The sequence below is a fragment of the Mycobacterium sp. P4_H6 genome (genome assembly GCF_056400845.1).
The window spans coordinates 1-19,128 of sequence record NZ_JBFUKN010000069.1 but is presented as its reverse complement, the minus strand read 5'-3'; the positions used below and the strand labels follow the sequence as shown (position 1 = coordinate 19,128).

The following is a 19,128-nucleotide window of genomic DNA, read 5'->3' as shown; positions in this document are numbered from 1 at the left end:
ATGACGCTCTGGAAGCGCAACCTGGTTGGCGCCGCGGTGGCTGCGGCCGCTGTGTCGGTGAGCACCACGTTCATCCTGCATCCCTACTGGCAGGACTACCAGCGCACGGTGCGGCCGGCCCACACCGCGATGGCCGACGAACCGATCGATGTCGACGGGCAAACCTGGCGAGTGCGCAATGTCAGCCGGTCTACCGAGCGACCCGGCTACGGCGCGCGGCTACCGGAAGGCACCGTGCTGATGAATGTGGTCGTCGAACGTTCAGGCCCGCCAGAAGCAGGATTCGGCTGCGTCGGTTATCTCGTGGAAGGTGAGCGGTCGTGGCGTGTGGACGGCCCACCGTGCGGTAAGGCGACTTCTATGCCGTGGACAGCCATGATCCCCGCGAGCGCCGAACCGACGGCAATCGATATCAGGGATTCGAGCGGTTCACTGCTGATTCGGCTGCAGTTGTAGCGGCTGACGCCTTGGCGTTCCAGCGTTCCACGCACCAGGCCAGCGTCGTGGCGATCAGACAGATCCGTAGCGGCTCGATGATTGAGTGCGAGACCAGCGCCAGCGCATCCCAGGTGCCGAACCAGAACGTGATGTCGTGCGGACCGAGCAGCCAGCTCATCCCGCGCAGCAGGTAGCCCGACCCGATCTGCGCTCGGAAGAAGCTACCGAACACGTCCAACCAGGCAAGTGCGAGGTATCCCAGGACGTACAGCGATATGGCGAGCAGGCCGCCCGCCGCGATCACATGTGCGGAGTCGGTGATCGGCTTGAACTTGCCGATCTGGCCGGTGAACTGGTCGCGCACCTCGGTGCGTACCTTGCCGGGAACGCGCTTCCACCGGCTGCTCAACTGCGTGCGCGTCGGCGCTGTGCGCTCGAACCAGCGACCCAGCCGATCACCGCCCAACCGTCGCGCCTCTGCGTGCCAGTCCGCCTTCGCCGTCGCGCCGTAGACGATGCAGGCCACGGCGAGCCAGATCAGCGGTACCGCTGCGCCGCCGAAGACGGTGCCGACGGCCCAGGTGACGCCTTTCCACAACGACCCCAGAAACTCGACTTGGGAAAACACGCTGTCCTTGGTCTCGTTGAACCACACCACGATTCGCCGCTCCGCCAACCAGGCCGACGGATTGATCAGGATCGTGAGGCCCTTGCTGGCCGAGAAGGTCAACACCAGGAACACCCACAAGGCGTCCATGTATACCTGGATCGGGAGAAGCCAGGGCGGCAGCCGATCCTTGAACCGGCCGAGGGCGAAGCGTGCCACCAGGGCAGCGCCGATGATCACGAAGGTCAATGTGCCCACCGGCAACATCTGCGGGTCGATCTCGGTGCCGGGCGTGGTGAGCGCTTTGCCCACCCGGTAGGGCACGGCGCGGTACTCGAAATCCAGCCAGTCCTCCCGAAACATCTGCCACGCCAGGTAGATCGCAAAAAACGGCACGATGATGGTCGCGAAGATGTCGATCTGGCGGGCGGAACGCGTCGGTAGCCCGGCGAGTGCCGGAATGCCGGGCCGGATCACCAGGAACATCGCCACATAGGACCCCAGCCGCGCCATACCGGCCAGGGGCATGATCAGCGATGCCCAGAGGTCGTTGTCGTAGCCGACCCGGGCGGCCCACTCGATGGCTCCGGTTCTCCCGAGGTACCCCAGTAGATAACAGGCCAGCAACTGGGGAAAGTAGCGCACGAACAGCGTCAGCGGCGCAAGGACGTATCGCACGGCCTCATCGTAGAGACCCGGAGGGTCAGCCGAGCGACTCGGACAGTTCGAGCCACCGCTCCTCCAGCGTGGCGACCTCGGCTTCGAGCTCGCGGACGCCGGCGGTCAGTGTCCTGAGCCCTTCGTAGTCACCCTGGTCGTGCTCGGCCTGGCGGCGCTGGGCCTCCTTGATCTGACCGTCGAGTTTCATCAGCTTGCGCTCGATCGCCGCGATCTCCTTCTGCGTCGCGCGCAGATCGGCACCGGAGACCGGGTTGCCGGTCTGAGGCCCCGATTTGGGTGCCGCGGCACCGGTGGTCGCCTCGTGTGAGGCCCGCAGCCGCAGGTACTCGTCGACGCCGCCGGGCAGGTGCCGCAGATGCCCGCCGAGGATGCCGTACTGCTGATCGGTGACCCGTTCCAGGAAGTACCGGTCGTGGCTGACCACGATCAGGGTGCCGGGCCAGGAGTCCAGCAGATCCTCCATCGCGGCCAGCATGTCGGTGTCCAGGTCGTTGGTCGGCTCGTCGAGGATCAGCACGTTGGGCTGCCCGAGCAGGATGAGCAGCAGCTGCAGGCGCCGTAGCTGGCCGCCGGAGAGATCCTTGACCGGTGTGGACAGCTGGGCACTGGCGAATCCGAGGCGTTCCAACAGCTGACCCGGGGTGAGTTCCTGAGCCTTGGAACCCGCCCCCACGGTGTAGGTGGTGGCCAGCTGGCTCAGCACCACCCGCACCGGATCGTCGAGATGATCGGAGAGTTCGTCGACGCCCTGGGTCAGGGTCGCGATCTGTACCGTCTTGCCGTGTTTGACCTGGCCCTCGGTCGGCTGCACCGAACCGTCGATGAGACCCAGCAGCGTCGACTTGCCTGCACCGTTGACACCGAGGATGCCGGTCCGCTCGCCGGGCGCCACCCGCCACTCGACCTGCTTGAGCACCTCGCGGTCGGCGTAGCTCACCGACACATCGAGCAGATCCACGACCTGCTTGCCCAGCCGGGTCACCGCCAGCGACTGCAGGGCCACCTTGTCGCGGATCTCGGGAACATCGGAGATCAACGCGTTGGCCGCATCGATGCGGAACTTCGGCTTGGTCGTGCGCGCCGGCGCACCGCGACGCAGCCAGGCCAATTCCTTGCGGGCCAGATTCTGCCTGCGGGCCTCACTCGATGCGGCTTGCCGATCGCGTTCCACCCGCTGCAGGATGTAGGCGGCGTACCCACCGTCGAACGGTTCGACGATGCGGTCGTGCACCTCCCACGTCGTCGTACACACCTCGTCGAGGAACCAGCGATCGTGGGTGATCACCAGCAGCCCGCCCGAGGAGGGCGACCAACGCCGTTTCAGATGCTCGGCCAGCCAGGTGATGCCCTCGACGTCGAGATGGTTGGTCGGTTCGTCGAGCGCCAGGACGTCGTGATCCCCGGCCAGCAGCTGGGCCAGCGCGACCCGGCGTCGCTGCCCGCCCGAGAGGGTGCCGAGCACCGCGTCCCAGGCCAGGCCGCCCAGCAACCCGGAGATGACGTCGCGGCCGCGCGGGTCACCGGCCCATTCGTGCTCCGGTGTGTCGCCGACGACGGCGTGCCCGACGGTGTCCGTGGGATCGAGGGTGTCGGCCTGATCCAGTACGCCCACCCGGACGCCGCCGCGCACGGTGACCCGGCCGGAATCAGGCGTGACGCGGCCGGCCAGCATGGCCAGCAGGCTGGACTTTCCGTCGCCGTTGCGGCCGACGATGCCGATCCGGTCGCCCTCGTTCACACCGAGGGACACCGCATCGAAAACGACTTTGGTCGGGTATTGCAGATGTAGGGCCTCAGCCCCGAGAAGATGCGCCATGTCCCCACCAGGCTAGGCGGCTCCCCGCCGCAGATTCGCAGCGGCCGACCAGCAACGCTGTGCCATGATGTCGTGGCAATCGGGGGATTGGATGTCACTCACTCAGGGGAGCGCGCGTTGGTGGATTTCTCGTTGATCACCGGACCGGTTGGCCGACTTCTGGCCACCGCGCAGAACGGCATCGAAGTTCTGCGGTACGGCGGTCTGGAAACCGGCGCGGTCCCCTCGCCCTATCAGATCATCGAGAGCGTCCCGATGTACCGGTTGCGCAGGTACTTCCCGCCCGACATCCGGCCCGGTTCGGCTGCCCCCGGCCCTCCGGTGTTGATGGTGCACCCGATGATGATGTCCGCCGATATGTGGGACGTCACCCGCGAGGACGGCGCCGTCGGCATCCTGCACGCCGCGGGCCTGGACCCGTGGGTCATCGATTTCGGTTCGCCCGATCAGGTCGAGGGCGGCATGCAGCGCAACCTGGCCGACCATGTGGTGGCACTCAGCGAGGCCATCGACACCGTCAAGGAGGTCGCAGGCAGCGACGTCCACCTCGCGGGCTACTCGCAGGGCGGGATGTTCTGCTACCAGACCGCGGCGTACCGCCGGTCCAAGGATCTCGCCAGCATCATCGGGTTCGGTTCCCCGGTCGACACGCTGGCCGCCCTGCCGATGGGCATCCCGCCGAACGTGGGCGCGGTCGCCGCCAATTTCATGGCCGACCACGTGTTCTCCCGAATCGACATCCCGGGCTGGCTGGCCCGCACCGGGTTTCAGATGCTCGACCCGCTGAAGACCGCTCAGGCCCGTCTGGACTTCCTGCGTCAGCTGCACGACCGTGACGCGCTGCTGCCGCGCGAGCAGCAGCGCCGCTTCCTCGATTCAGAGGGCTGGATCGCCTGGTCGGGCCCGGCCATCTCGGAACTGCTCAAACAGTTCATCGCCCACAACCGGATGATGTCGGGCGGCTTCTCCATCCGCGGCGAACTGGTCACCCTGGCCGATATCACCTGCCCGGTGCTGGCCGTGATCGGCGAGGTCGACGACATCGGCCAGCCGGCGGCGGTGCGTGGCATCAAGTCCGCCGCGCCCAAGGCCGATACCTACGAATACCTCATCCGCACAGGGCATTTCGGTCTCGTCGTCGGTTCGAAGGCGGCCACCCAGACCTGGCCTACGGTGGCGTCGTGGGTCAAGTGGCGCAGTGGTGACGGGACGTTGCCCGACGATATTGCCCCGATGGGCTTCCAGCCGACCGAATCCGCCATCGACGCCGGTGTGGCGCTGACCTCCCGGGTGGCGCACGGCGCGGCAGCCGCCTCGGAGCTGGCCTTCGATCTGGCCCGCTCGGCCGCCGGTGCGGTGGTCGCCACCAACAAGTCGGCGCGCACCCTGATCGTCGAGACGGCACGCACCCTGCCGCGCCTCGCGCGGCTGGGCCAGATCAACGACCACACCCGGATCTCGCTGGGCCGCATCATGACCGAGCAGGCCGAAGGTCACCCGGACGGCGAGTTCCTGCTGTTCGACGGTCGCGTGCACACCTACGAGGCGGTGGACCGCCGGGTCAACAACGTGGTGCGCGGGCTGATCGAAGTCGGTGTGCGCCAAGGCGTGCGGGTCGGCGTGCTGATGCAGACCCGGCCGAGCGCGCTGGTCGCGATCGCCGCGCTGTCCCGACTGGGCGCGGTCGCCGTGCTCATGCCCCCGGACGCCGATCTGGCCGAGGCCGCACGACTGGGCGGTGTCGCGGAGGTTCTCACCGACCCGGCGAACCTGGAGATCGCGCGCACGCTGGACCGGCGGGTGTTGGTGCTCGGCGGCGGCGAGTCCCGCGATCTGAACCTGGCCGACGGCACCGATGTGGTGGACATGGAGAAGATCGATCCCGACCGGGTCGAGCTGCCGGGCTGGTACCGGCCCAACCCCGGCTTCGCCCGTGACCTCGCCTACGTCGCGTTCGCGACCATCAACGGCGAACTGGTCGCCCGGCAGATCACCAACTACCGGTGGGCGTTGTCCGCGCTGGGTACCGCGTCGGCGGCCAACCTGGGCAACCGCGACACCGTGTACTGCCTGACCCCGCTGCACCATCCGTCCGGCCTGCTGGTGAGCCTGGGCGGCGCGGTGGTCGGCGGCGCCCGCATCGCTCTTTCCCGTGGCCTGGCCCCGGACCGTTTCGTGCACGAGATCCGGCAGTACGGCGTGACGGTGGTGTCCTACACCTGGGCGATGCTCGGCGAGGTCATCGATGACCCCTCGTTCTCGTTGTCGGGCACCCATTCGGTGCGCCTGTTCATCGGCGCCGGTATGCCGACCGGTCTGTGGCGCCGGGTGGTCGAGGTGTTCGAGCCCGCCAAGGTCGTCGAGTTCTTCGCGACCACCGACGGCCAGGCGGTGCTCTCCAACGTGGCGGGCGTGAAGATCGGCAGCAAGGGCCGTCCGCTGCCGGGYGGCCCGCAGGTCGAACTCGCCGCCTACGACGTCGACGACGACCTGATCTTGGAGGAGGACTCCGGTTTCGTGCGCCGCGCCGACGTGGGCGAGGTCGGCGTGCTGCTGGCCCGCCCGCGGGGGCCGGTGGACCCGACCGCCTCGGTGAAGCGCGGCGTGTTCGCACCGGCGGACACCTGGGTGTCCACCGAGCAGCTCTTCCTGCGCGACGAGGACGGTGACTTCTGGCTCGTCGACAACCGCAGTTCGGTGATCAGGACATCCGATGGCACGGTGTTCACCGCAGCGATCAACGACGCGGTGAGCCGGGCCGGAGCGGTGGATCTGGCGGTGACCTACCGACTCGAAGTCCGCGGCGAACCGCTGGTCGTCACGGCGGTCACGCTGCGCCCCGGTGGCAGCCTGCCCAGTGCGGAGCTCAACGAGGCGATGGGGACACTGCCGGTCGGCATCGGGCCTGCGGTGGTCTACGTGGCGCCGAGTATGACGCTGGGTGCGTCTTACCGGCCCGAGACCGCACCGTTGCGCGCCGCCGGCATCCCGAAGGCATCGCGTAACACCTGGTACTTCGACACCGATACCAAGCAGTACAAGCGCATGACGGCTGCCGTGCGCGCCGAGATCATCGGCAATCAGCCGTGATGCCCGGCGGTGGAGGCACTGTTAGGCTCGCCGAGACGGCAAGGGAGAGGTTCAGATGACGACGGAGAACTCCGTGACCGGCACATCACTGCGCCGCTGGACGGCGGGTGCCCTCATCGGCGCCGCGGCTGTCGCGGGCCTGGGCCTGGCGCCGGTGGCGTCGGCCGAACCGGACGCATCGTCTCAGGAACAGCCCGCCCAGCGGGTCTCCCCGGATCAGGTACTCATGATGATCTCCGACCAGTACCAGACCGGCAGCGGTGGCGGTCAGGTCTCCAAGCTCATCGAGCAGGTGATGACGCTGCGCCAGCGTGGCATCCGGCCCTCGGCGGCCAATGCCCAGGCGCTGCTCGACGGACTCAACTCCCGGCCCAACCAGAAGCCGCTCATCGATGCGCTGCAGTCCACGTTGTCCTACCAGCGCCGGATGATGAACCAACAGGCGAGTGGCGGCTCCGCTGCGCCTGCACCGGGCTCGGGGGGCTCGGCGCCGTCGTGGGCGCCGGTCGCCGGCGACGACGGAAACAATGCGCTGATCCCACCCGGTTGGGGTGGGGACATGTCGCCGTGGTGACGGGACTTCGGTGAGTCTGGACGCGAAGCTGCTCGACATCCTGGTCTGCCCCGAGGATCACGGTCCGCTCGTTTACGTTGCGGGGGAGTGTCTCTACAACGCCAGGCTGCGGCGCGCCTACCCCATCGTGGACGGCATCCCGGTGCTGCTCGTCGATGAGGCGGTGCCCGTTGCCGACGATGCCGAGCATGAGCGGTTGCTCAGCGCAGCGCCGGCAGATCCCCGGTGAGATAACGCTGCAGGTTGGGCGCGATGGTCTCGGCGACGATCTGCGGTGCCAGCCCGGCGAACGGCTGCAGTTCCAGGATGTAGCGCACCATCACCACGCCGACCAGTTGTGACGCCACGAATTGCACCCTGATCGCCCCGGAGCCGGGCGGGTTGTCCACCCGGGAGCCGACCTCGACGGTGATGACCTCCTGCAGGAACGAACGGACCAGTCCGACGTCGGCGCCCGCCAGCAGTGACCGCAGCGTCGCGATGAAGCCCTTACCGAGCTCGGAATCCCACAGCGGCAACAGGATCGACGGCAGCACGCTGCCGATCTCATCCACCGGGGTCTGCCGTAGCGGCCCGATCACCTGCATGGGGTCGATCGGGATCGCGATGGCTGCCGCGAAGAGCTGCTGTTTGCTTCCGTAGTAGTGGTGCACCAGAGCGCCGTCGACGCCGGCGCCGGCGGCGACCGCGCGAATCGATGTCTTGTCGAATCCGTTGCGCGCGAACAGCTCCCGTGCGCTGTCCAGGATTCGTTCCCTGGTATCGGAGCTACCCGGCGGTCGCCCGGGACGTTTCCGTTCAGCGCTGCTGGTCACGGCTTCCTCTCTACTGCGGCGGCCTCCCGGCTACGGGGTCCGACGTCGCAGGGTCGCCGCCGCCAAACCCAGCGCGACGAGCGCGAAACCGATCACCACCGCGATATCGCGAACTGCGATCGCGGTCGGTTCGGCGTACGCACCGACCTGTTGCAACGCTTCCAGAGCGTAGCTGGCCGGCAGCACATTGCTGATCCACTGCAACCAGTCCGGTAGCGCCTCCCGCGGGACAAGAATTCCGCACAGCAGCAGCTGCGGCACCACGACCACCGGCATGAACTGCACCGCCTGGAACTCGGTGCGGGCGAAGGCACTGCACAACAGGCCCAACCCGACACCCAGTACGGCATTGGCGATCGCGATGACGAAAACCAGGGCCGGACTGCCTGCGGTGTCGAACCCGAGCAGCCAGAAAGCGACCCCACACGCCAGGGCGGCCTGCACCGCGGCGGCGATGGAGAACGCGGTGCCGTAGGCGGCGAGCAGATCGAACCGCCGCAGCGGAGTGGTGAGGATCCGTTCGAGCGTCCCCGATACTCGCTCCCGCTGYATCGTGATCGACGTGATCAGGAACATCACCACCAGCGGAAACACCCCGAGCATGATCAGGCAGGCCTTGTTGAACGGGGACGGCACGCCCGGCGGGTGCGGCACCTCGGAGAACATGAAGTACATCAGCGTGATGATCAGTGTGGGGACCAGGACGATCATCGCCATGCTGCGGTGATCGGCGCCGAGCTGGCGCAGGATGCGGGCGGTGGTGGCCAGGTATCCCCGAAGGCCGAACCTCGACGGGCGACTCACGCTGCGGTGCTGTGCCGGATGACGGACAGAAACGCTTCCTCCAGTGATGAACATCCGGTGTCCTCTCGTAGCTGGGTGGGTGTGGTGTGCGCGAGCAGACGTCCCTCACGCAACAGCAGCAGATCGCCGCAGTGGTCGGCCTCGTCCATGACATGGCTGGAGACCAGCAGCGTGGTGCCGCCCTGGGCGAGCCGGTCGAACTGCTCCCACAGATCGACCCGCAGAACCGGATCGAGCCCGACGGTGGGTTCGTCGAGCACCAGCAGGTCGGGGTGCGACACCAGCGCGCAGGCCAGTGACACCCGGGTGCGCTGACCGCCGGAAAGGTTGCCGCACAATGCGGTTCGATGGTCGTCTAGGCCGACGGCGGAAATCGCGTCCTCGGCTGCGCGGGTATCGGTGCCATACAGCGAGGCGAAGTAGCGGGCGTTGTCGATGACCCGCAGGTCCGGGTAGATGGTCGCGTCCTGGGTGACGTACCCGACGCGGCGCCGCAGGGGTGCGCTGCCCGCCGGATGGCCGAGCACGGTGACGGTGCCGGACGCAATGATCTGGGTGCCGACGATGGACCGGATCAGCGTGGTCTTGCCGCACCCCGAGGGGCCGAGAACCCCGGTGACGGTGCCGCGCGGAATGGTCACCGAGACGTCTTGGAGCGCGGTGCGCTTGCCCCGTATGACGTGCAGGTTTTCGACCAGTACTGCGGGCTCGGGAGCCGTGCGTGGTAATTCATCGTTCGATGAACTCATCATGTGATGAATATCCGCCCGGTGGTCGCCGGTGTCAAGGGGGCAGGCACAATCGCTTGTGTGGGAGCCATGGCGCTGGCGGTCGATCCGGTGACGGCGGCCCGTCGACTGCTCGGCGCACGCCTGCACGGCCGCGACGTCACCGCGACGATCGTCGAGGTCGAGGCCTATGGAGGGCCGCCGGACGGGCCGTGGCCGGACCCGGCGTCGCACTCGTTCCGCGGGCCACGGCTTCGCAACACGGTGATGTTCGGCCCGGCCGGCCGGATGTACACCTATCGCAGCCACGGCATCCACGTCTGCGCCAACGTGGTCTGCGCCTGGGAGGACGCCGCGGCCGCGGTGTTGTTGCGCGCGGCGGTCATCGACGACGGCGAACCGGTGGCCCGGTTGCGCCGCGGTGTGATCCCGGCACCGCGGGCCCTGGCACGCGGACCCGGAAATCTGTGCTCTGCACTGGGAATCACCATGGAAGACAACGGGATCGACCTGTTCGATGCGTCCGGTCCGGTCCGCCTGGAGCTCGGCGCACCGGTCGACGCGATCGAAGGCCCCAGGGTCGGGGTGAGTACCGCCGCGGACCGTGCCTGGCGGTTCTGGCTGCCCGATCATCCCGAGGTGTCGGCGTATCGCCGCAGTCCGCGGGCTCCGGTACCGGGCGGCAGCGACTGATACAGGATGATGGCCAGGTGAGTAACGGGATCCTCGATGAGCTGGAATGGCGCGGCCTGATCGCGCAATCGACCGACCGGGACGCGTTGGCGGACGCGCTCGCCAACGGGCCGCTCACGGTCTATTCGGGATTCGATCCCACCGCGCCCAGCCTGCATGCCGGTCACCTCGTCCCGCTGCTCACGCTGCGCCGATTCCAGCAGGCCGGACACCGTCCGATCGTGCTGGCGGGCGGGGCCACCGGGATGATCGGGGACCCGCGGGACAGCGGGGAACGCATCATGCAGACCGCAGATACGGTCGCCGACTGGGCCGGGCGCATCCGTGGCCAGCTGGAACGGTTCGTCGAGTTCGACGATGCGCCGACCGGGGCGGTCGTCGAGAACAATCTGTCCTGGACCAGTGAGTTGTCCGCCATCGAGTTCCTGCGTGATGTCGGCAAGTACTTCTCGGTGAACGTCATGCTCGACCGCGACACCGTGCGGCGCCGCCTGGAGGGCGAGGGCATCTCCTATACGGAGTTCAGCTACATGCTGCTGCAGGCCAACGACTACGTGCAGCTGCACGAGCGGTATGGCTGCGGATTGCAGATCGGCGGGTCCGACCAATGGGGCAATATCGTCGCCGGCGTCCGGCTGGTCCGGCAGAAACGCGGCGCCACGGTGCATGCGATGACGACACCGCTGGTCACCGACTCCGAGGGCAAGAAGTTCGGTAAATCCACCGGTGGCGGCAACATCTGGCTCGATCCGGAGCTGACCAGCCCCTATGCCTGGTACCAGTACTTCTTCAACACCGCAGACGCGGATGTCCTCGGCTACCTCAAGTGGTTCACGTTCCTGAGCGCCGAGCAGATCTCCGAGCTGGGCGAGGCCACCGAATCCCGCGCTCATGAACGCGCGGCGCAACGGACGCTGGCGCGGGAACTCACCACACTCGTGCACGGACAGGCGGCCACCGATGCCGTCGAATTGGCCAGCCAGGCGCTGTTCGGCCGCGGCGAGCTCAATGATCTCGACGAATCGACGCTGGCCGCAGCCCTGCGGGAGGCGAGCAATGGCCAGGTGACGGAACTGGCGGCCGGCGGGCCGGACGCCATCACCGATCTGCTGGTGTCCACCGGACTGTCGAAGAGCAAGGGCGACGCACGCCGGACGGTGGGCGAGGGCGGGGTGTACGTCAACAACGTGCGCATCGAAAGCGACGAGTGGATACCACAGACATCGGACTTTTTGCACGACCGTTGGCTGGTGTTGCGACGTGGCAAGCGCAACATTGCCGGCGTGGCACGGGTGACCGCCGGGGACCGGTCGACGTAGGCCGCTGACCTGCGCAGATCGCGAGCTGACCTGGCGATTTGACTCGCTGTTAGCCCTGCCGTAACTTATTCCAAGTCAGAGCGACACGGACAAGAGCCGGAGAGCGAAGACAAATTCGAGAGAAAAACCCATTAGGTTGGGGTTCCTCAACGCCCGCACTACCTACCGCGGCTTTTAAGCCGGGGTTTGTGGCGCGGACAAATGCAAGTCTGTTGTTTGAGAACTCAATAGTGTGTTTGGTGGTTTTTGTTTGTTGTTTTTGGCCATCCATTTGGGGGGATTCCCGTCTTCCTGAGTTGGTGGGTGGCTGTTTTTTTGATGCCAGTTTGTTGGTGTCTTTTGTTTGGATATCAGGTTTTTCTGATTCGAATTCCACCTGGCCTTTGGCTGGGTTGTTTTTGTTTGGAGAGTTTGATTCTGGCTCAGGACGAACGCTGGCGGCGTGCTTAACACATGCAAGTCGAACGGAAAGGCCCTTCGGGGTACTCGAGTGGCGAACGGGTGAGTAACACGTGGGTGATCTGCCCTGCACTTTGGGATAAGCCTGGGAAACTGGGTCTAATACCGAATATGACCATGCGCCTCCTGGTGTGTGGTGGAAAGCTTTTGCGGTGTGGGATGGGCCCGCGGCCTATCAGCTTGTTGGTGGGGTAATGGCCTACCAAGGCGACGACGGGTAGCCGGCCTGAGAGGGTGACCGGCCACACTGGGACTGAGATACGGCCCAGACTCCTACGGGAGGCAGCAGTGGGGAATATTGCACAATGGGCGCAAGCCTGATGCAGCGACGCCGCGTGAGGGATGACGGCCTTCGGGTTGTAAACCTCTTTCAGCACAGACGAAGCGCAAGTGACGGTATGTGCAGAAGAAGGACCGGCCAACTACGTGCCAGCAGCCGCGGTAATACGTAGGGTCCGAGCGTTGTCCGGAATTACTGGGCGTAAAGAGCTCGTAGGTGGTTTGTCGCGTTGTTCGTGAAAACTCACAACTCAATTGTGGGCGTGCGGGCGATACGGGCAGACTTGAGTACTGCAGGGGAGACTGGAATTCCTGGTGTAGCGGTGGAATGCGCAGATATCAGGAGGAACACCGGTGGCGAAGGCGGGTCTCTGGGCAGTAACTGACGCTGAGGAGCGAAAGCGTGGGGAGCGAACAGGATTAGATACCCTGGTAGTCCACGCCGTAAACGGTGGGTACTAGGTGTGGGTTTCCTTCCTTGGGATCCGTGCCGTAGCTAACGCATTAAGTACCCCGCCTGGGGAGTACGGCCGCAAGGCTAAAACTCAAAGAAATTGACGGGGGCCCGCACAAGCGGCGGAGCATGTGGATTAATTCGATGCAACGCGAAGAACCTTACCTGGGTTTGACATGCACAGGACGCCGGCAGAGATGTCGGTTCCCTTGTGGCCTGTGTGCAGGTGGTGCATGGCTGTCGTCAGCTCGTGTCGTGAGATGTTGGGTTAAGTCCCGCAACGAGCGCAACCCTTGTCCTATGTTGCCAGCGGGTTATGCCGGGGACTCRTAGGAGACTGCCGGGGTCAACTCGGAGGAAGGTGGGGATGACGTCAAGTCATCATGCCCCTTATGTCCAGGGCTTCACACATGCTACAATGGCCGGTACAAAGGGCTGCGATGCCGTGAGGTGGAGCGAATCCTTTCAAAGCCGGTCTCAGTTCGGATCGGGGTCTGCAACTCGACCCCGTGAAGTCGGAGTCGCTAGTAATCGCAGATCAGCAACGCTGCGGTGAATACGTTCCCGGGCCTTGTACACACCGCCCGTCACGTCATGAAAGTCGGTAACACCCGAAGCCGGTGGCCTAACCCCTTGTGGGAGGGAGCCGTCGAAGGTGGGATCGGCGATTGGGACGAAGTCGTAACAAGGTAGCCGTACCGGAAGGTGCGGCTGGATCACCTCCTTTCTAAGGAGCACCACGAGATTCAGGCCCGCCCACGCGTGTGGGGGTTCGGTGATCTGGACGATTCGTTGGATGGGCTGTCCTCTGTAGTGGAGGCGGTTCTGGTGCATACAACAAACTTTTTCGGTGCTTTCCCGTTTGGGGGGTGCTGGGCTGCCAGACACACTATTGGGCTTTGAGACAACAGGCCCTGCGGATCCTCTGCGTTGGTGGAGGTGTCCGGCCGTGAGTCCACGAGTCCCCAGGTGTTGGGGGCCGGTGGTGAGCGGTGTTTGTTGTTGCTCCATCTTTGGTGGTGGGGTGTGGTGTTTGATTTGTGGATAGTGGTTGCGAGCATCTAGCACGCAAGAAATGGTCGCCGGCTTTCGGGTCGGCGGGTGTTTGTTGTGTGTGTTTGATGTGCAATTTTTTTCTTTATTTGGTTTATCTGTGTTGTAAGTGTTTAAGGGCGCATGGTGGATGCCTTGGCATTGGGAGCCGATGAAGGACGTGGGAGGCTGCGATATGCCTCGGGGAGCTGCCAACCGAGCGTGGATCCGAGGATGTCCGAATGGGGAAACCCAGCACGAGTGATGTCGTGTTACCCAGCGGTGAATATATAGCCGTTGGGAGGGAACGCGGGGAAGTGAAACATCTCAGTACCCGTAGGAAGAGAAAACAAAAGTGATTCCGTGAGTAGTGGCGAGCGAAAGCGGAGGATGGCTAAACCGTATGCATGTGATACCCGGCGGGGGTTGTGTGTGCGGGGTTGTGGGGCGTTTCTTCTCCAGTCCGCCGACTGGGGCAACAGTAAAAAAAGTGTGTGTTAGCGGAAGTGGTCTTGGGATGGCCTGCCGTAGACGGTGAGAGCCCGGTACGCGAAAACATATGCTCTGTTGTGGAACTGTCCCCGAGTAGCAGCGGGCCCGTGAAATCTGCTGTGAATCTGCCGGGACCACCCGGTAAGCCTGAATACTTCCCAATGACCGATAGCGGATTAGTACCGTGAGGGAATGGTGAAAAGTACCCCGGGAGGGGAGTGAAATAGTACCTGAAACCGTGTGCCTACAATCCGTCAGAGCCCTCGTTTTACGTGGGGTGATGGCGTGCCTTTTGAAGAATGAGCCTGCGAGTCAGGGACATGTCGCGAGGTTAACCCGTGTGGGGTAGCCGCAGCGAAAGCGAGTCTGAATAGGGCGTATCCAAGCAAGAGTGCTTGGTGTAGTGGTGTGTTCTGGACCCGAAGCGGAGTGATCTACCCATGGCCAGGTTGAAGCAGCAGTAAGATGTTGTGGAGGACCGAACCCACTTAGGTTGAAGACTGAGGGGATGAGTTGTGGGTAGGGGTGAAAGGCCAATCAAACTCCGTGATAGCTGGTTCTCCCCGAAATGCATTTAGGTGCAGCGTTGCGTGTTTCTTACCGGAGGTAGAGCTACTGGATGGCCGATGGGCCTCACAAGGTTACTGACGTCAGCCAAACTCCGAATGCCGGTAAGTGAAAGCGTGGCAGTGAGACGGCGGGGGATAAGCTCCGTGCGTCGAGAGGGAAACAGCCCAGATCGCCGGCTAAGGCCCCTAAGCGTGTGCTAAGTGGAAAAGGATGTGCAGTCGCGAAGACAACCAGGAGGTTGGCTTAGAAGCAGCCACCCTTGAAAGAGTGCGTAATAGCTCACTGGTCAAGTGATTGTGCGCCGATAATGTAGCGGGGCTCAAGCACACCGCCGAAGCCGCGGCAGCACACTTTGTGTGCTGGGTAGGGGAGCGTCCTGCATCCAGTGAAGCAGCGGAGTGATCCAGTTGTGGAGGGTGTGGGAGTGAGAATGCAGGCATGAGTAGCGATAAGGCAAGTGAGAACCTTGCCCGCCGAAAGACCAAGGGTTCCTGGGGCAGGCCAGTCCGCCCAGGGTGAGTCGGGACCTAAGGCGAGGCCGACAGGCGTAGTCGATGGACAACGGGTTGATATTCCCGTACCCGTGTGTGCGCGCCCATGATGAATCAGAGGTACTAACCGCCCAAAACTGCCGTTACCGATCACCTTCGGGTGTGAGGATTGGCAGGGCTGCGCGGGACCTTCTCTGGTAGTAGTCAAGCGATGGGGTGACGCAGGAAGGTAGCCGTACCAGTCAGTGGTAATACTGGGGCAAGCCTGTAGGGAGAGATCCAGGTAAATCCGGGTCTCACATATCCTGAGAGGTGATGCATAGCCGATTGAGGCGAATTCGGTGATCCTATGCTGCCGAGAAAAGCCTCTAGCGAGCTCACACACGGCCCGTACCCCAAACCAACACAGGTGGTCAGGTAGAGAATACTAAGGCGTACGAGTGAACTATGGTTAAGGAACTCGGCAAAATGCCCCCGTAACTTCGGGAGAAGGGGGACCTCCTACTGTCATGGCTCTTGCAGCCGGCAGCGGTGGGGGGTGGCACAAACCAGTGAGAAGCGACTGTTTACTAAAAACACAGGTCCGTGCGAAGTCGCAAGACGATGTATACGGACTGACGCCTGCCCGGTGCTGGAAGGTTAAGAGGACCCGTTAATCCTTCGGGGTGAAGCGGAGAATTTAAGCCCCAGTAAACGGCGGTGGTAACTATAACCATCCTAAGGTAGCGAAATTCCTTGTCGGGTAAGTTCCGACCTGCACGAATGGCGTAACGACTTCTCAACTGTCTCAACCATAGACTCGGCGAAATTGCACTACGAGTAAAGATGCTCGTTACGCGCGGCAGGACGAAAAGACCCCGGGACCTTCACTACAACTTGGTATTGGTGCTCGATACGGTTTGTGTAGGATAGGTGGGAGACTGTGAAGCATGCACGCCAGTGTGTGTGGAGTCATTGTTGAAATACCACTCTGATCGTATTGGGCCTCTAACTTCGAACCGTATATCCGGTTCAGGGACAGTGCCTGGTGGGTAGTTTAACTGGGGCGGTTGCCTCCTAAAATGTAACGGAGGCGCCCAAAGGTTCCCTCAACCTGGACGGCAATCAGGTGTTGAGTGTAAGTGCACAAGGGAGCTTGACTGCGAGACTTACAAGTCGAGCAGGGACGAAAGTCGGGACTAGTGATCCGGCACCTCTGAGTGGAAGGGGTGTCGCTCAACGGATAAAAGGTACCCCGGGGATAACAGGCTGATCTTCCCCAAGAGTCCATATCGACGGGATGGTTTGGCACCTCGATGTCGGCTCGTCGCATCCTGGGGCTGGAGCAGGTCCCAAGGGTTGGGCTGTTCGCCCATTAAAGCGGCACGCGAGCTGGGTTTAGAACGTCGTGAGACAGTTCGGTCTCTATCCGCCGCGCGCGTCAGAAGCTTGAGGAAACCTGTCCCTAGTACGAGAGGACCGGGACGGACGAACCTCTGGTCCACCAGTTGTCCCACCAGGGGCACGGCTGGATAGCCACGTTCGGACAGGATAACCGCTGAAAGCATCTAAGCGGGAAACCTTCTCCAAGACCAGGCTTCTCACCCATTAAGTGGGATAAGGCCCCCCGCAGACCACGGGATCGATAGACCAGACCTGCACACCTAGCAATAGGTTTAGGGAACTGGCACTAACCGGCCGAAAACTTACACACACCCAACCATGTTGGGTAGCAGATAAAACCGTGTAAGAAAAAATGACGCACATTAAACGCCCGCAACCACACCCACAACATCGGACACATTCACACCAGCAATGGCGTGAACACACTCCACCACCAAAACACACTCCCCCCACACACGATGGGGGCGCCCAGAAACGGGTGAATAAAGTTACGGCGGCCATAGCGGCAGGGAAACGCCCGGTCCCATCCCGAACCCGGAAGCTAAGCCTACCAGCGCCAATGATACTACCCAAAAGGGTGGAAAAGTAGGACACCGCCGAACACACATTAAGACCCGAGCCCCCCAAACACACCAATTTGGGGGGCTCGGGCATTTGTGCGTTCCAGGAATGCGGCAGCACTTTTCTTAAATGCGTATCAATCGAAAAGCGCCAATTCTGATCGGCTCTTTTCCATATCCAACAACGCTCTTTTGCGATTAAGTCCACCGCCATAACCGGTCAGGCTGCCATTGGCTCCGATCACGCGATGGCACGGAACGATGATGCCGATGGGATTGTGTCCATTCGCCAATCCGACCGCGCGGAAAGCCGTCGGAGATCCCACCTGTAATGCGATCTCGCCGTATGTTCGGGTCTCGCCATAGGGAATTGTCAGCAGCGCATCCCACACTCGGCGCTGGAATGGCGTCCCGCCGAAATGCAGATCCAGTTCGAACTCGGTGAGCGTGCCGGCGAAGTATGCGGTGAGCTGCTCGACGGCATCCGGAAAAGCAGAGTCATCGACTTCCCAGCCGGCGCGGTTCGGCTCATAGGTCTGATCTTCCATCCGGAGATGCTCCAGACGTCCATCCACGCCGGCCAGGGTCAGCAGACCGACCGGGCTGTCGATGGATCGGAATTGCATGCCTGTCATCATGTCTCCTGCCTCGTCGCTCGTGGCGGCCACTCGTTGACGGCATGGTCGAGTGCGGTCCACAGGTGTTGTGTCGCATAGGCCCGCCAGGGGCGCCACCGGGCACTGTGCTCGAGCAGGGCATCCGGGACGGCCGGCAGTCCGACGGCCTCGGCGGCCGCGCGGACCCCAAGATCCGTCACCGGGAATGCGTCGGGGTCGCCGAATCCGCGCATCGCGATCACCTCGGTGGTCCACGGACCGATTCCGGGCAGCGCCGCGAGTTGGGCTCTTGCCCTGTTCCAGTCGGCGCCCGCATCGACCTCGACGTCGCCGGCGGCCATGGCGGCGATCAACGTGGTGAGAGTGCGGCGACGCGAGGCCGGCATGGCCAGGCCGTCCGGATCCAGGGCGCTCAGCTGTTCGGTGGACGGGAAGACATGGGTCAGGCCGCCATCAGGATCGGTGAGCGCTGTGCCGTACGCGTGCGCCAGACGCCCCGCATGCGTGCGGGCCGCTTTGACGGAGACCTGCTGACCCAGCACCACCCGAACCGCCAGCTCCGCCTCGTCGACGGTGCGCGGTATGCGCTGGCCGGGGGCCTTGGCCACCACCGCGCCGAGGTGGGGGTCCTGGCCCAGCGCGTCGACCACGGCGACCGGGTCCGCATCCAGGTCGAGCAGGCGCCGGCAGCGGGCGATCGCCGCGGAGAGGTCTCGGAGGTCGTCGATGATCAGCCTGCACTGCACATGGTCGGGATGCGGCGTCAGGGCCACCACCCCGGAACCGGACGGTAGGCGCAGGGTTCGCCGATAGGCCCCGTCACGCACTTCCTCGACTCCGGGCACCGCGCTCGCCGCGAGATGGCCGAACAGTCCCTCATAGGAGAACGGTGCGCGGACCGGTAGCCGCAGCGACAGCGCGTCGACCCCGGCCCGCTCATCGGCGCTGCGGCCGCGGGCATGCTGTCGCAGTGCGGTCGGCGTCAACGCACTGACCGCCCGTACGGTGTCGTTGAACTGCCGGATGCTGCTGAAACCCGCGGCGAACGCGACATCACCGAACGGTAGGTCGGTGGTTTCGATGAGCACGCGTGCGGTTTGGGTGCGCTGCGCCCGGGCCAGCGCCAACGGATTGGCGCCCACCTCGGCCTGCAGCAGCCGCTCCAATTGCCGGGTGGTGTACCCGAGGCGCTCCGCCAGTCCGGTCACCCCGGACCGGTCCACGGT

13 protein-coding genes and 3 rRNA genes are annotated in these 19,128 nt (G+C 64.0%); 9 read left to right on the top strand and 7 right to left on the bottom strand.

The annotated features are described in order from the left end of the window. Window positions 1–456 (top strand): hypothetical protein, encoded by a 456-nt coding sequence (locus tag AC1DTF_RS23635; protein WP_057168013.1) that lies wholly within the window; start codon window positions 1–3, stop codon window positions 454–456. Here the strand turns inward: AC1DTF_RS23635 and AC1DTF_RS23630 are convergent. Together AC1DTF_RS23630 and AC1DTF_RS23625 are read right to left on the bottom strand one after the other, a co-directional pair. Next, window positions 413–1,723 (bottom strand): hypothetical protein, encoded by a 1,311-nt coding sequence (locus tag AC1DTF_RS23630; protein WP_057168014.1) that lies wholly within the window; start codon window positions 1,721–1,723, stop codon window positions 413–415. The genes AC1DTF_RS23635 and AC1DTF_RS23630 overlap by 44 nt on opposite strands. 25 nt (window positions 1,724–1,748) lie before the next feature. Continuing rightward, on the bottom strand, window positions 1,749–3,542 hold the full coding sequence (locus tag AC1DTF_RS23625) for an ABC-F family ATP-binding cassette domain-containing protein (protein ID WP_057168015.1): 1,794 nt from the start codon (window positions 3,540–3,542) through the stop codon (window positions 1,749–1,751). Between the two features lie 120 nt (window positions 3,543–3,662). Between AC1DTF_RS23625 and AC1DTF_RS23620 the strand changes: the two genes are divergently transcribed. From AC1DTF_RS23620 to AC1DTF_RS23610, 3 genes are read left to right on the top strand one after another with little or no spacing between them, the layout of a single operon-like run. Beyond that, complete coding sequence (locus AC1DTF_RS23620; RefSeq protein ID WP_057168016.1) at window positions 3,663–6,632, top strand: acyl-CoA synthetase; 2,970 nt, start codon at window positions 3,663–3,665, stop codon at window positions 6,630–6,632. Between the two features lie 55 nt (window positions 6,633–6,687). Beyond that, a complete protein-coding gene (locus AC1DTF_RS23615) occupies window positions 6,688–7,206 on the top strand; it encodes a hypothetical protein (protein WP_057168017.1) in 519 nt (172 codons plus the stop codon). A gap of 10 nt (window positions 7,207–7,216) precedes the next feature. Continuing rightward, a complete protein-coding gene (locus tag AC1DTF_RS23610) occupies window positions 7,217–7,435 on the top strand; it encodes a Trm112 family protein (protein WP_057168018.1) in 219 nt (72 codons plus the stop codon). Here the strand turns inward: AC1DTF_RS23610 and AC1DTF_RS23605 are convergent. From AC1DTF_RS23605 to AC1DTF_RS23595, 3 genes are read right to left on the bottom strand one after another with little or no spacing between them, the layout of a single operon-like run. After that, window positions 7,407–8,021, bottom strand: a complete 615-nt coding sequence (locus AC1DTF_RS23605; protein ID WP_477475825.1) for a TetR/AcrR family transcriptional regulator — start codon at window positions 8,019–8,021, stop codon at window positions 7,407–7,409. The genes AC1DTF_RS23610 and AC1DTF_RS23605 overlap by 29 nt on opposite strands. Window positions 8,022–8,051: 30 nt before the next feature. Further along, window positions 8,052–8,879, bottom strand: a complete 828-nt coding sequence (locus AC1DTF_RS23600; RefSeq protein ID WP_477475824.1) for an ABC transporter permease — start codon at window positions 8,877–8,879, stop codon at window positions 8,052–8,054. Further along, window positions 8,822–9,577 (bottom strand): ABC transporter ATP-binding protein, encoded by a 756-nt coding sequence (locus tag AC1DTF_RS23595; protein ID WP_477475823.1) that lies wholly within the window; start codon window positions 9,575–9,577, stop codon window positions 8,822–8,824. The genes AC1DTF_RS23600 and AC1DTF_RS23595 overlap by 58 nt, the downstream gene beginning before the upstream one ends. A gap of 57 nt (window positions 9,578–9,634) precedes the next feature. Between AC1DTF_RS23595 and AC1DTF_RS23590 the strand changes: the two genes are divergently transcribed. The 5 genes from AC1DTF_RS23590 (at window position 9,635) to rrf (ending at window position 17,327) form a co-directional block, all read left to right on the top strand. Then, the gene (locus AC1DTF_RS23590; RefSeq protein WP_057168030.1) at window positions 9,635–10,246 is read left to right on the top strand and encodes a DNA-3-methyladenine glycosylase; all 612 of its coding nucleotides are present in this window, start codon (window positions 9,635–9,637) and stop codon (window positions 10,244–10,246) included. 17 nt (window positions 10,247–10,263) lie between these two features. Continuing rightward, entirely contained in the window at window positions 10,264–11,565 is a 1,302-nt protein-coding gene (gene tyrS / locus AC1DTF_RS23585; RefSeq protein WP_477475822.1) for a tyrosine--tRNA ligase, read from the top strand. Window positions 11,566–11,964: 399 nt separating this feature from the next. Then, window positions 11,965–13,484 (top strand): 16S ribosomal RNA (locus tag AC1DTF_RS23580). 429 nt (window positions 13,485–13,913) lie between these two features. Continuing rightward, window positions 13,914–17,035, top strand: a 23S ribosomal RNA gene (locus AC1DTF_RS23575). A 179-nt stretch (window positions 17,036–17,214) separates the two neighbouring features. Then, window positions 17,215–17,327, top strand: a 5S ribosomal RNA gene (gene rrf / locus AC1DTF_RS23570). Together the 16S, 23S and 5S rRNA genes form the textbook arrangement of a ribosomal RNA operon. Window positions 17,328–17,422: 95 nt before the next feature. Here rrf and AC1DTF_RS23565 read toward each other — a convergent pair. Both AC1DTF_RS23565 and AC1DTF_RS23560 read right to left on the bottom strand, forming a co-directional pair. Continuing rightward, window positions 17,423–17,920 carry a methylated-DNA--[protein]-cysteine S-methyltransferase gene (locus AC1DTF_RS23565; RefSeq protein ID WP_057167366.1) on the bottom strand — a complete coding sequence of 166 codons (498 nt, stop codon included), beginning with the start codon at window positions 17,918–17,920 and terminating at the stop codon, window positions 17,423–17,425. Then, a partial coding sequence (locus AC1DTF_RS23560; protein WP_477475821.1) for an AlkA N-terminal domain-containing protein occupies window positions 17,920–19,128 on the bottom strand: 1,209 nt, incomplete at its 5' end. The genes AC1DTF_RS23565 and AC1DTF_RS23560, both read right to left, overlap by 1 nt.